At 38.6% G+C, this 11,369-nt stretch carries 17 protein-coding genes; 12 read left to right on the top strand and 5 right to left on the bottom strand.

What is annotated here, in order from left to right; genetic code table 11:
* Positions 1-148 precede the first annotated feature (148 nt).
* From K8F54_RS01635 to K8F54_RS01620, 4 genes are all read left to right on the top strand, one after another.
* Positions 149-781, top strand: coding sequence for a hypothetical protein (locus K8F54_RS01635; RefSeq protein ID WP_290786135.1), 633 nt, complete (start codon positions 149-151; stop codon positions 779-781).
* A gap of 10 nt (positions 782-791) precedes the next feature.
* A complete protein-coding gene (locus tag K8F54_RS01630) occupies positions 792-1,418 on the top strand; it encodes a hypothetical protein (RefSeq protein WP_290786132.1) in 627 nt (208 codons plus the stop codon).
* Positions 1,419-1,448: 30 nt separating this feature from the next.
* Positions 1,449-2,105, top strand: a complete 657-nt coding sequence (locus tag K8F54_RS01625) for a hypothetical protein (protein WP_290786129.1) — start codon at positions 1,449-1,451, stop codon at positions 2,103-2,105.
* Between the two features lie 333 nt (positions 2,106-2,438).
* Positions 2,439-2,576 carry a hypothetical protein gene (locus K8F54_RS01620; RefSeq protein WP_290786127.1) on the top strand — a complete coding sequence of 46 codons (138 nt, stop codon included), beginning with the start codon at positions 2,439-2,441 and terminating at the stop codon, positions 2,574-2,576.
* Between the two features lie 30 nt (positions 2,577-2,606).
* Here K8F54_RS01620 and K8F54_RS01615 read toward each other — a convergent pair whose 3' ends face one another.
* A complete protein-coding gene (locus tag K8F54_RS01615; protein WP_290786124.1) occupies positions 2,607-2,885 on the bottom strand; it encodes a DUF1456 family protein in 279 nt (92 codons plus the stop codon).
* Between the two features lie 126 nt (positions 2,886-3,011).
* Between K8F54_RS01615 and K8F54_RS01610 the strand changes: the two genes are divergently transcribed.
* Together K8F54_RS01610 and K8F54_RS01605 are read left to right on the top strand one after the other, a co-directional pair.
* Positions 3,012-3,602, top strand: coding sequence for a pseudouridine synthase (locus K8F54_RS01610; protein ID WP_290786121.1), 591 nt, complete (start codon positions 3,012-3,014; stop codon positions 3,600-3,602).
* Between the two features lie 97 nt (positions 3,603-3,699).
* Positions 3,700-4,314, top strand: coding sequence for a hypothetical protein (locus K8F54_RS01605; RefSeq protein WP_290786118.1), 615 nt, complete (start codon positions 3,700-3,702; stop codon positions 4,312-4,314).
* 68 nt (positions 4,315-4,382) lie between these two features.
* Here K8F54_RS01605 and K8F54_RS01600 read toward each other — a convergent pair whose 3' ends face one another.
* The 4 genes from K8F54_RS01600 to K8F54_RS01585 all read right to left on the bottom strand — a co-directional run bounded on the left by K8F54_RS01600 (position 4,383) and on the right by K8F54_RS01585 (position 6,071).
* Positions 4,383-4,583, bottom strand: a complete 201-nt coding sequence (locus K8F54_RS01600) for a helix-turn-helix transcriptional regulator (protein ID WP_290786115.1) — start codon at positions 4,581-4,583, stop codon at positions 4,383-4,385.
* On the bottom strand, positions 4,583-5,035 hold the full coding sequence (locus tag K8F54_RS01595) for a hypothetical protein (protein ID WP_290786112.1): 453 nt from the start codon (positions 5,033-5,035) through the stop codon (positions 4,583-4,585). Before K8F54_RS01595 ends, K8F54_RS01600 begins: the two co-directional genes overlap by 1 nt.
* Positions 5,036-5,142: 107 nt before the next feature.
* Positions 5,143-5,793, bottom strand: coding sequence for a hypothetical protein (locus K8F54_RS01590; protein ID WP_290786109.1), 651 nt, complete (start codon positions 5,791-5,793; stop codon positions 5,143-5,145).
* Between the two features lie 68 nt (positions 5,794-5,861).
* Positions 5,862-6,071, bottom strand: a complete 210-nt coding sequence (locus K8F54_RS01585) for an adenylosuccinate synthetase (protein WP_290786106.1) — start codon at positions 6,069-6,071, stop codon at positions 5,862-5,864.
* Positions 6,072-6,203: 132 nt separating this feature from the next.
* Here K8F54_RS01585 and K8F54_RS01580 point away from each other — a divergent pair, with 132 nt between their 5' ends.
* The 6 genes from K8F54_RS01580 to K8F54_RS01555 all read left to right on the top strand — a co-directional run bounded on the left by K8F54_RS01580 (position 6,204) and on the right by K8F54_RS01555 (position 11,321).
* A complete protein-coding gene (locus K8F54_RS01580; protein WP_290786103.1) occupies positions 6,204-7,070 on the top strand; it encodes an RNA polymerase sigma factor RpoD/SigA in 867 nt (288 codons plus the stop codon).
* Positions 7,071-7,252: 182 nt separating this feature from the next.
* Positions 7,253-8,095 (top strand): OmpA family protein, encoded by an 843-nt coding sequence (locus K8F54_RS01575; protein ID WP_290786100.1) that lies wholly within the window; start codon positions 7,253-7,255, stop codon positions 8,093-8,095.
* A gap of 116 nt (positions 8,096-8,211) precedes the next feature.
* The gene (locus K8F54_RS01570) at positions 8,212-8,829 is read left to right on the top strand and encodes a M15 family metallopeptidase (protein WP_290786097.1); all 618 of its coding nucleotides are present in this window, start codon (positions 8,212-8,214) and stop codon (positions 8,827-8,829) included.
* Positions 8,830-8,904: 75 nt separating this feature from the next.
* Entirely contained in the window at positions 8,905-9,183 is a 279-nt protein-coding gene (locus tag K8F54_RS01565; protein ID WP_290786094.1) for a DUF3817 domain-containing protein, read from the top strand.
* Positions 9,183-10,445 (top strand): mechanosensitive ion channel domain-containing protein, encoded by a 1,263-nt coding sequence (locus K8F54_RS01560; RefSeq protein WP_290786092.1) that lies wholly within the window; start codon positions 9,183-9,185, stop codon positions 10,443-10,445. The genes K8F54_RS01565 and K8F54_RS01560 overlap by 1 nt, the downstream gene beginning before the upstream one ends.
* A gap of 120 nt (positions 10,446-10,565) precedes the next feature.
* Positions 10,566-11,321 (top strand): outer membrane lipoprotein-sorting protein, encoded by a 756-nt coding sequence (locus tag K8F54_RS01555; protein WP_290786090.1) that lies wholly within the window; start codon positions 10,566-10,568, stop codon positions 11,319-11,321.
* The last annotated feature ends 48 nt before the right edge of the window (positions 11,322-11,369 follow it).

Genomic DNA, 11,369 nt, shown 5'->3' with positions numbered 1-11,369 from the left:
TTCCTACGTAATCCTACAAATAATTTTACAAAAAGCTATTTTTTCGACGAAACGCATTCTTTACTCGTTATAAAACACTGCTCAAATTATTCTTTAACAACTACTTATCTATTAGGCTCCTATCTTTGTAGTCCCAAATTTAATGAACATGAAAACCTACGGCCTACATCGTATTTTATGTATTGCATTTATTGTATGCAATAATTTCATATTATTTTCTCAGGTTGGAATTGGTACTACAAATGCCCGAAAAACTTTGGAAGTTGCTGGTGATGTTCAAATCTCCGGTGATTTGGAGATTGTAACACTAAATCCGTTGAAGGATGCCGATACTTCTACTTTTTTAATACAAGATTCCGACGACTCCATAAAATCAATAGATGTAAGTAATCCAACCGGAGCTGCTTTAGGGTACATTCAGGAATATACGATTACCAATCCCGATTTGGATTGGGTGCTCGATTTTGACACTCAGGTAGATGCTTCAGAGTTTGTACTTATTACAATTTCAGCATCATACGACAAAGAACTTGCTATTAGTGCGTCTACCAATGCACACGAAAATGCCAGCTTGCCGTATACCGCTACCTTTATTCAAGGTGGTACTTGGCATATAATTGCCGATTATCCCATGGCGGCCAACTTAGACACCAGTGCTGTTGGAACATGGACAATAAGCACGCTTATATTTTCAAAAGATCTTTCAAAACAACTTGGTACAACCAACATTCCAATGCTTAATGGAACGACCGGAAGTGCCGTTACCCCCATAATTGATTAATCTACTTATTATGAAAACACTAACTCTTATTACAGTATTATTGTCGGCTAACTTGATGTTTGGACAAGTTGGTATTGGAACGACCACCCCGGATACCGATCTGCATGTGGCAGGTGATGTTTTGGTTCAAGATTCGTTTAAAACCGCATCCTTGGGTACCGTATCATCGAGTGATGAAGATTTTAAATTAGTGACACGAACCACAAACTCAACCCCCGTTGGTGAAATCACCGTACTCGATGTGAATTCACTAAGTGTAGCCCCCGTCAATGTGGTCGATTATCAATTTACAAACATTCACCTAGATAATTTAAGTGATGTTAATTTACAGTACGATGCGAATAATTATGTGGTTGGGGTTGCTAACTTCAGGTATGTAGGCGATGCTATCGATAAGGCCACGATAGGTGGTACAAAAACCATTGGCACCTTTGTGGTCCGAACTTTTGTTAGCGGTGGATCATGGCATTTAGAAATACAAAACAGGGATTTAGACTTGAACGTTGGTGATTCATTGGATTATTATGTAACGCTAATAATTTACAACAAGTCTTTTTTTAGAAATATGCCATCTATCAATACAGACCTTGGGGGGTCAAATACGGGCATAGCCTCCTCAGTTCCAAATTTGTACTAAAAAAGTATCTAAGAACATATACATAAGAATATGAAAAAAACACTACTTCTAATACTGCATTTTATTTGTGTAGTATCACTTTGGGGACAGGTAGGAATAAACACGACTAACCCCGCAACAACTCTAGACGTTGTTGGTGATGTAAAAATAGACAATAGTCTGTTTCTTGAAAACCCGGGAGATTATCCCCAGATTCGAGATTCAAAACTTTTGATTAAGTCAACAGGAGATGAGATTCTTCGTTACGACATAGCACAAAGTAAATATGGGCCAATAAACTATGCACAATTTATTTTTCAGAATACGTCTACAAATGGCTTACAGGATTACGACACCAAAATATCAACAGATAATTATATGGTGACGGTTCAAGGATATTATTTTCTTGAAGCAGGTACCGGAGATACCGATATTATGACCTCTAGCAATATTCACAATGACCGTATAGAAGGATATCAAATTTACGCCTATCCAAATCCGGTCACCCAAACCTGGTTTATTAGAGCGTTTATTAATAATGGGAAGTTTAAAACAAGAATATCGGGTGTCTTTTCTAATACCCCAATCGATCTTTATCTAAATTTAATTATTTACAGAAAAGGATTCATAACAAAATCAATAAATTCAATTACAGTTGATATGGGAGACACTGCAACGGGTACAGCCCCCTTGCCCGCAGGGTTTTAATATTTTTTTGCGTTATGCATATACACGGTACTTCGGTACCATTTAAAGGATGATACTAAGTATCATCCTTTTTTTTGGACTATTGCACTCCCCCATTAAACCGTATTTGGTTAAATATTTGTTAAAATAGTACTTTGCAATACATAGTACTGTAACAAAATATAAGCCTGCTCGTCTACTAGGTATAACAAAACAAAAAACAAAATAAAATGAGAACATTAAACAGCAATCAAATCACAGAAAGAGTAAGTACATCAAAAGCGTACGCGTGGAACTCGAAAAGACGTTTCCGTTAAGTGTAACAGATAGCATCAAAAACAAAATCATACTATTATGAGACCTTTACGGAATATTCAGAAAATTAAAAAGATCGCTTCAGAAAAACGCGATAACTTAATCCGATTTTCCGATAGCATCCAGTACCTACACGAAGATGCAAAACCCATCCGACTCGCATGGAATCTGCTTTAAAAGTGAACCGACCTAAAAGTAAAGCTGAAATTAAGACCCCTTAGTTTCAGTTTTTTTATGCGTTGAGCCTGCGGCTTTTTTGGGAGGCATTGGACCGCGAAGATGAATCACTAAACCGTTTAAGAAATTTCGTAAGAATTGATCCCCGCACTCCATATATTTTGGGTGGTCCGGATTTCTGTAAATGGCGCCTATTTCGCTTTTAGTCACAGCAAAATCGACCAAACTGCATATTTTTACAATATCGTCATCGCGCAACTTAAGTGCAACGCGCAGCTTTTTCATGATATCGTTGTTTGTAAGTCCCATGTTTAGATTGGTTTTGAAGTGTTTTTGAATGGCACAAAGATACTGCTAATTATACCGTAAAAGCACAATTTCTACTCGTAAACACCTATTTTTGCTGAAACCATTTCTCACCTTCCTATTCCTTAGATGAAACTCGTAAAGCACCGACATTTTAAAATCAATAAACCCTTTGGATATTTGAGTCAGTTGGTAACCAACGACGTGAAGCCTCATAAAAAGAAATTACTATCCGAGTTATATTCCTTCCCGGAAGGAACCATGGTAATTGGTCGATTGGATGAAAAGAGCGAGGGCTTATTATTACTTACCAGCGATGGAAAATTAAGTGATACCATAAACAGCAGTGCCATCGAAAAGGAATACTATGTGCAATTGGATGGTGAGATTACCTCCGAAGCCATGGAGGCCATGGAAAATGGGGTGGAAATTGGATTTAGCGGAATACGGTATACAACCAAACCCGCAACAGTTCGTAGGATTCCCCTCCCCGATTTTCCGAACCGGACGAAGAAAATAAGGGACGATCGACACGGCCCCACCTGCTGGATCTCCATTTGTGTTACTGAAGGGAAGTTTAGACAGCTTCGCAAGATGACGGCGGCTGTTGGATTTCCAACCCTTCGACTGGTTCGGGTGCGTATTGGCACTATTTTTTTAGATGATTTAAACCACGGTGCAGTTTCAGAAATTAACGAGATCAATCCTAATTCGCTTTAGCGTTTTTTTTGTAAAAAAAACAGGGCTATTACTGACCAGAATCGTTTCTATTCCTAGGATTATTTCATATATTGACCCCTTGTTAAAACTCCAAATTATGTTGAGAAAATTAGTTTTTGTACTCCTTGTATTTGTAAGCCAGGCCTATGCTCAGGAAGAACCTGTTAAGATAGTGGACGAGGAAGATCGCAACCGACTTATGCTGTATGCGGTAAACGAGTCTGAAACCGACTATGATGTGTTAATGACCGTATCGGGTTCGGGATTCAAACAACGCGCAGGTAAGCCTAGGTGGTTTTTTGTACCTAGTGCTTCAAAAGTGCTTATCAATACCCTGATTGTGGAACGAGGGAAAAGAGCGAATTACAAATACGAGTTACAATTAAACGACAGTATTTCGAGACGTTCCCTTAGAAAACCAGTCGAGGCCATCAAAATAAAGCCAAAAAAGCAGATCACCTTATATCTTACTGAAAACTGCACAACCTGTGATACTATAATGAGTAGTCTTACACAGAGTAAATATATCTTTAATTCGCACTCGCTTGCCGAAAAGCCTGAAATCAGAAAACAAATTGCCATGGCATTGGCAAATACTAGAACCCCATTGGATTCGGTACAAAACCCGGTTATAAGTTTGGCGGGTAAGCTATATACCGAGATCGAAGACTATGAGGGCTTATTGGAATATCTTCGCAAGGAAGAGGAATAAGTTTTCAAAGTTAAAAAAATAACTTCAGCAGAAATAGGCTAAGTTGTAAAACGAGGTACCGCAGAAAACTAATCATTTTCTTCCAGGGTAAAAAAATCGTTAACCGGCTTTTTAAAAAGTTCGGACAGCTTCAGCGCAAGTACTGTTGATGGCACATACCTATTGGTTTCAATAGAATTTATGGTCTGTCGCGACACCCCTATTTCCTTAGCGAGTTCGTCCTGTGTAAGATTCAAGATGGCGCGTTCAACTTTCAGTGTGTTTTTCATCAGGAACATTTTTTTCGCATCATTCTAAAAATGAACCACTGCATAAGTAACATAATGAACAGAACTTCCCAGGAATTCACTTCGAATCCAAGAGATTCTTTTTTAAAGATCACATCTGCCATATAATTCACAAGAGGAAGTATTAGGATGGAATACAGCACTCCTACTACAAATGCAACTTGATAGGATTGTTGCCGCAACTGTACGATACGTTCATCCTCTATCTTTTCCTTAGACACCGAAATAATCAACAAACCAATCAATAATATATACTTGAGGCTTGTTTTTATCACGGTTGCGTCGTTATTGACGAAACGAAAAGCGAGTAGCGCCAGGAAGGCCACTAAAAAAAGTGCGAATCCAATCTGCTTAAACCGGTGGGGTAATTGAAAACGTCGAAGACGCTCAAAATTGCGCTTATCCCATTCCCAAATATTTTTTAATAGCGTCATATCAATATAAGTTTATTTAACAATATGACAAATATAGTTATTATATTGTAAAGTACGCTTTACATTATAAAATATTTTTATTGCAGTTCCAACAGTTTGTATTGCAGCTACTCTTTTACAATTACAAAGGTGGCCTTATCACCGGTTAACAGGTTCCACTCTTTTGCTGAGATTAGTTGGCCCTTTTCGTCATAGATATGTAGCTCGGCAGTGTTTGGCCCGGAAGAACCCTGGTTCAAAGCAACGAATTCAATGCGGTTAAAGCCGCTGTCCAGAGTTAGATTAAATCCTCTAAATCCTCCTTGCAGTGTAATACTGGACTGGATCATATCGTCATTTACAAAAATACGGATCTGATCGCCATCCACATATTCGTGATCTCGGTATTGCACACTCACAATTTTGGATCCCGTTTTTATATCGCCCAGATATTGATCGCCACCCACAGCATCGGTGACGGGTTTGTCCTTGGTAAAATATTTGGGAGCTGTCCCCGAATTAAATTCCAACAAGCCATCCCCCTTGGTCATATCCAGAGGCTTCGGGTCGTCCTCGGCTTTTTCACTATACTTAGAAGGTGTGTCGGGCTTACTTAAGCTGGGTGTCTTAATGGCGGGTAATTCATAACCCGTTGGGTCGGTCGTATTTGTTTCGGTCGATTCGAATTGTACCGTAGTGCTTGGATTTTCAATTTGCGAAAACACAGCATTTGCCGTCCAAATAATCATGGCGATTGCCAAACTCAACTTCAGTTTCATAAATCAATTTTTTGCAATATCTTAGCAACAATTGCACCAAACATATGACACATTTTTTTCAGTAAGGTTTAATTGTTATTCTTTTTCCGTTTTCGGGACAGAAAATAAAGTGCAACAAATATAATAGGAATAACAATGTAGATAATAATATCGGCCGGATTGCTAAGGTCTAAGGGCGAATTATTGTCGGGATGCGGTACTTCTTTCGGAATTTGGATCACAAAAAACTTCAGAAATAAAGAAACGATACCTATTGAAAAATGAAAAATATAAATCATTGTAATTTTTATTATAAGATACTCAAATTCTCTATTTCAAAAATAAATTTAACAAATAGTGTTAAGAATTTGGAATTGTGGATCTTAAATGATATTATGCCATGTTAACGAATTTAAAACAGAAACACCTATATGAGACAACTTAAAATTACGAAGCAGGTTACCAATCGAGAAACCAAATCTTTAAACACCTATTTACAGGATGTAAGTAGAATTGATATGATAACCGCTGAAGAAGAAGTTGATCTTGCCCAACGAATACGCGAAGGTGATCAAAGAGCGCTAGATAAACTAACGCGTTCAAATCTTAGATTTGTTATTTCGGTTGCAAAACAATATCAAAATCAGGGTCTAAGTCTGCCCGACCTTATTAATGAAGGGAATGTTGGTTTGGTAAAAGCTGCCAAGCGATTTGACGAGACCAGAGGATTTAAATTTATCTCGTACGCCGTTTGGTGGATACGTCAGGCAATATTGCAGGCTATAGCCGAACAATCTCGAGTTGTACGGTTGCCGCTTAATAAGATTGGAGATATCAATAAGATCCGAAAGGCCTCTATACATTTAGAACAGGTACACGAAAGACCACCATCTGCCGAAGAAATTGCGCAGGAACTAGACATGACCATAAGTAGCGTAAAGCAATCCATGAAGAACGCCAGCAGAAGCTTATCGATGGATGCGCCCTTTCAGGAAGGTGAAAACGATAACAATCTATACGATGTATTGAGTTCCTCTAAAAGTCCAAATCCGGATAAGGAATTAATGCATGAATCCTTGCGAATTGAAATAGACCGCGCCTTAGAAACACTGTCGCCACGTGAAGGTGATGTAGTAAAGCTGAACTTCGGCCTTAGCGGACACCCGCCAATGACGCTTCAGGAAATTGGAGATACCTTCGAATTGAGTCGGGAACGCGTTCGGCAAATTCGGGAAAAAGCCATACGAAGATTACGACAGGAGTCGAAAAGTCATATTCTGAAAAAATTCTTAGGATAACAGAAAAACGAAAAGGATGCAGTTGCATCCTTTTTTTTTGTGCCATACTTGCTTTTTCTGATACATTTAACACTAGGGCCGTAATGTGGTTTTTATTTAACAAAACAATAGCAGACCTTAACTAATTTTTTGGTGACACATGCGGTTATATTTGCCGTACATAAACCATTAAACTTAGTAAAATGAAAAAACTAATTGCACTAACCCTGCTCTCCGGGGTATTTCTAACCACCTCATGTGTTTCGAAAAAAAAGTATGTTGAATTGGAAGGACAGTATAACGATACGCGTTCAACATTAGCCAAAACCCAACTTGAAAAAGAAGAGATTGAAGCAAAGTATGCTAAGATCGAAGAACGTGTTGCCAGTTACAACACCAAGATCCAGTCGTTGACGAGTTCTAACAACAACAGATTGCAACAATTTGAGAATGTAGTAATCTCCAACGACGACAAGGAAAAGATGAAGGCAGCCTTAGCCAATGTCGATCAAAACGAATTAGCCCAGGCAAAGACCTTACAAGACTCTATGAACCTTATTATCTCCCATAACTTAAAGAAGAATTTAGACAACAGTTTGATTGCTGAAGGTGAAGAAGATGATATTCAGATTGATATTGATGAAACAGTTGTTATGATCACTATTTCTGATAAATTATTGTTCAAATCGGGTAGCTATAAAGTAAACCCGGACGCTAACAATCTGCTTGAACGACTTGCCAATGTAATCAATAGCGAGCCGGCTCTGGAAGTGATGGTTGAAGGTCATACCGATTCTCAAACTGTTAAACCGGGATCGTATATTAAGGACAACTGGGAGTTAAGCGTAGAGCGTGCAACAGCGGTTATTAGAACGCTACAGGACAAATACGGCGTAGCTCCTGAAAAATTGATAGCTGCCGGAAGAAGTAGTTTCCATCCCCTCACCGAAAATGAGACCAAGGACGGCCGTGCTACCAATCGTAGAACCCGAATTGTTATCTTACCTAACTTAGATAAGTTTTTGGCCTTGCTTTCTGCCAATTAACAAAGAAAGTAAACAACTATGCGAAAAGCGGCTTCCCCACAAGCCGCTTTTTTTATGCTCAAAATTGAGTATCTTGAAATTTGAATGGCGCTTGTGTTACCTACACCTATTTTTAAATGAAAAGAATTGTTACCATCTCGTATCTTTTAGCCTGCTTCGGTTATTGTCCGATGCTTTTTTCACAAGAAGAGTTGGTCGATCTATCCGAATTATCATCTGAGTTTCATTACGAAATACGTTATGCTACTCCAGATAATTTTATTGGGGAAACCTTGTACGACTGTGCCAAATGTCTACTTCGACCCGAAGTGGCCAAGGCACTGTTACTTGCCAATCAGTATTTTTGCGAACGCGGATATTATATTAAAATATACGATTGTTACCGTCCTCTTGATGTCCAGAAAAAGATGTGGGCCAAGGTACCACGACCTACCTATGTTGGCAATCCTTACGGAAATGGCTCTGTCCACAACAAAGGGGCCGCAGTTGATATTACCCTGGTGACTCTGGAGGGCTGCTATGTGGAAATGGGCAGTGATTATGATTACTTCGGACGTGAGGCACATATTGATAATTATAATTTTTCGGAGGAGATTTTAAACCATCGAAAACTACTTATCGAAGGGATGCGCCTTTTTGGCTTCAACACCGTTCGTACCGAATGGTGGCATTATAGTTATAAGAAGAACTGGGCCTATCCCACGTTGAACACTCCTTTCCCTTGCGAAGATTAAAGAGATTCATTAAAATCTTCTTAAAATGTATGCTACATAGTTACATCCTGTATCTTTGCATAAAAATTTAGAAAATTGGACACTTCAGTTAAAACATTTAAAATAATAAGCACCCTAGAGGCAATATCATTTTTAGTCCTGTTGGGCATTGCCATGCCGTTAAAATATATTTGGGACATGCCGCAGTATGTACAAGTTGTAGGTATGGCACATGGAATTCTATTTATCCTGTACATCGCCGGGGCGTATGTTATGTATCAAAAGTTAAACTGGTCGTTTCAAACATTGGGTATTGTGATACTATGCTCGGTACTTCCGTTAGGGCCCTTTTACGCTGAACGTAAATATTTATAATGGATCAAGAAACCTTAGATTTTTACAATTGTTGGCTTCAAAATGTTTTCTTGGAGGAAGGGATGAAGTTATTCTGGGCTGTTGCCTTGGGTACCATCTTGAATGTTATTATTGTAGGCCTTTCGGTGCTTATACTTGATATTGCGACAAGAAAAATTATTGTACAGACCTTTAAGGCTTTCAGCACCAAGACCGAAACAAAGTTTGATGATTATTTGGTGAAGAGTAATTTTCCGAGATTCGTGTCGCATTTTGTCCCCTTATCTATCATTTGGTACTTGACCCCTACTCTGTTTGCTGAATATCCGGCCATTAGCAGTTTTGCGCTTACCATCATAAATGTTTATTTTATTTTTCTGTTCGCCTTGGTAACTCGTAGTGTTTTGCGTACGACAAGGAATTACCTCGAAGGAAAAGAAAAATACAACGACAAGCCCTTAGATAGTTATATACAGGTAATGATGATTTTTGTTTGGGGGATTTGCATCTTCCTGATTATAAATCAGATAACAGGATATTCTGTAGCGAGTTTAACAACCTTAGGCGCAGCTTCGGCTGTACTCTTACTAATCTTCAAAGATACTATCTTAGGTTTTGTTGCCAGTATTCAGGTTTCGGTGAACGACATTGTACGAATTGGTGACTGGATTACCTTCAGTAAATTTGGAGCCGACGGTTATGTAACAGAAATTAATCTGGCTACCGTACGCGTGCAAAACTTTGACAATACCTATACCACCATCCCAACCTATAGTTTGATCGCAGATTCATTCCAGAACTGGCGTGGAATGCAGGAATCCAAAGGACGGCGAATCAAACGGGCTATTTTTATCAAGCAGAGTTCTATTAAGTTTTTATCTCTAGACGAGATCGAAAAGATGAAGCATATTCAGCTGATAAAGCCGTATATAGAACACCGAGAAAAAGAAGTGACAAAATACAACAAGAACAACGAAGCGGACAAAAGCTTACTGATAAACGGTAGAAATCAAACCAACTTAGGTGTTTTTAGAAAATACGCCGATGCCATACTGCACGAAAATCCGGCTATCAATAAGGACATGTTTCTAATGGTGCGCCATCTAGCACCAACAGACAAGGGGATTCCTATTGAAATATTTTGTTACAGCTACGACAAGACATGGGAGAATTACGAACATATTCAAGCCGACATATTCGATCATTTATTGGCCTCCGTTCCCTATTTCGATCTAGAGATCTTTGAACTGCCCACCGGGGCCGATTTTAATGCCAAATTGTAAAAGAACCACCCGAATGGTACTTTTTTCAGTACTGTTAAATTTCAAAAAAAAATATGACTCCATGTAACAGAAGTAAACTTCTTGAGTCTTACCTTTACGTAAAACAATAAATTTAACACCATGAAGACTATTAAAACCCTATTTATTTTACTATTATTTGCGGCATTAGCTCCTGCCAATGCTCAAACTGCAGAAGAGATAATCGCTACCTATCTTGAAAATATTGGAGGTGAAGAAAATTTAAAAAAGGTCATTTCCGCCAAGTTTGTTGGAAGTGTGGATCTTGGAAGTATGGTGCTACCTGTTGAAATGATTCAAACTACGGAAGGATATCGAATGACCAAAGCCGATGTCCAAGGGCAAACATTCTATCAGGAAGTATACGATGGTGAAACGCTTTGGGGTACCAATCAAATGACCATGGCTGCCGAAAAAAGCGATGCCGAAGCCACCGAAAATTTCAAAAAAAATATCAACGATTTCCCAGACCCTTTTCTCGACTATAAGGCAAAAGGCTACACGGTAGAATTAATTGGAAATGAAACCGTTGAGGGAACCGATACCTATAAAATTAAATTAGTAAAAGAGCCTATTATGGTCGACGGGCAACAAACGGATGATATTAGTTTCTATTATTTTGATACCGAAAATTTCGTACCCATTGTGTATGAAGAAGAATTAAAATCGGGGCAGGGAAAAGGAATGATTATTCAGATGAAGTATAGTGATTATCAGGAAGTAGATGGTATCTATTTTCCGTTTTCGATGAATCAAGGGATAAAGGACCAACCGGGTGGACAACTAATAACACTTACGGATATTACTTTAAACGGTGAACTAGACAAGGCAATGTTTGCCTATCCGGAAGGAAAATAACATATACAACCTTAAAAATCCCCTACTTGTTTGGGGATTTTTTTTAAC

The organism is Altibacter sp. (genome assembly GCF_019913785.1).
Classification (GTDB): Bacteria; Bacteroidota; Bacteroidia; order Flavobacteriales; family Flavobacteriaceae; genus Altibacter.
Note: the sequence above shows the minus strand (reverse complement) of the source record. Positions and strands in the feature narration are given on the sequence as shown.

Bases quoted from the DNA above. Each gene is read 5' to 3' on its own strand.
- K8F54_RS01635 (WP_290786135.1), top strand. From the start codon at position 149: ATGAAAACCTACGGCCTACATCGTATTTTATGTATTGCATTTATTGTA.
- K8F54_RS01630 (WP_290786132.1), top strand. From the start codon at position 792: ATGAAAACACTAACTCTTATTACAGTATTATTGTCGGCTAACTTGATG.
- K8F54_RS01625 (WP_290786129.1), top strand. From the start codon at position 1,449: ATGAAAAAAACACTACTTCTAATACTGCATTTTATTTGTGTAGTATCA.
- K8F54_RS01620 (WP_290786127.1), top strand. From the start codon at position 2,439: ATGAGACCTTTACGGAATATTCAGAAAATTAAAAAGATCGCTTCAGAA.
- K8F54_RS01615 (WP_290786124.1), bottom strand. From the start codon at position 2,885: ATGGGACTTACAAACAACGATATCATGAAAAAGCTGCGCGTTGCACTT.
- K8F54_RS01610 (WP_290786121.1), top strand. From the start codon at position 3,012: ATGAAACTCGTAAAGCACCGACATTTTAAAATCAATAAACCCTTTGGA.
- K8F54_RS01605 (WP_290786118.1), top strand. From the start codon at position 3,700: ATGTTGAGAAAATTAGTTTTTGTACTCCTTGTATTTGTAAGCCAGGCC.
- K8F54_RS01600 (WP_290786115.1), bottom strand. From the start codon at position 4,583: ATGAAAAACACACTGAAAGTTGAACGCGCCATCTTGAATCTTACACAG.
- K8F54_RS01595 (WP_290786112.1), bottom strand. From the start codon at position 5,035: ATGACGCTATTAAAAAATATTTGGGAATGGGATAAGCGCAATTTTGAG.
- K8F54_RS01590 (WP_290786109.1), bottom strand. From the start codon at position 5,793: ATGAAACTGAAGTTGAGTTTGGCAATCGCCATGATTATTTGGACGGCA.
- K8F54_RS01585 (WP_290786106.1), bottom strand. From the start codon at position 6,071: ATGATTTATATTTTTCATTTTTCAATAGGTATCGTTTCTTTATTTCTG.
- K8F54_RS01580 (WP_290786103.1), top strand. From the start codon at position 6,204: ATGAGACAACTTAAAATTACGAAGCAGGTTACCAATCGAGAAACCAAA.
- K8F54_RS01575 (WP_290786100.1), top strand. From the start codon at position 7,253: ATGAAAAAACTAATTGCACTAACCCTGCTCTCCGGGGTATTTCTAACC.
- K8F54_RS01570 (WP_290786097.1), top strand. From the start codon at position 8,212: ATGAAAAGAATTGTTACCATCTCGTATCTTTTAGCCTGCTTCGGTTAT.
- K8F54_RS01560 (WP_290786092.1), top strand. From the start codon at position 9,183: ATGGATCAAGAAACCTTAGATTTTTACAATTGTTGGCTTCAAAATGTT.
- K8F54_RS01555 (WP_290786090.1), top strand. From the start codon at position 10,566: ATGAAGACTATTAAAACCCTATTTATTTTACTATTATTTGCGGCATTA.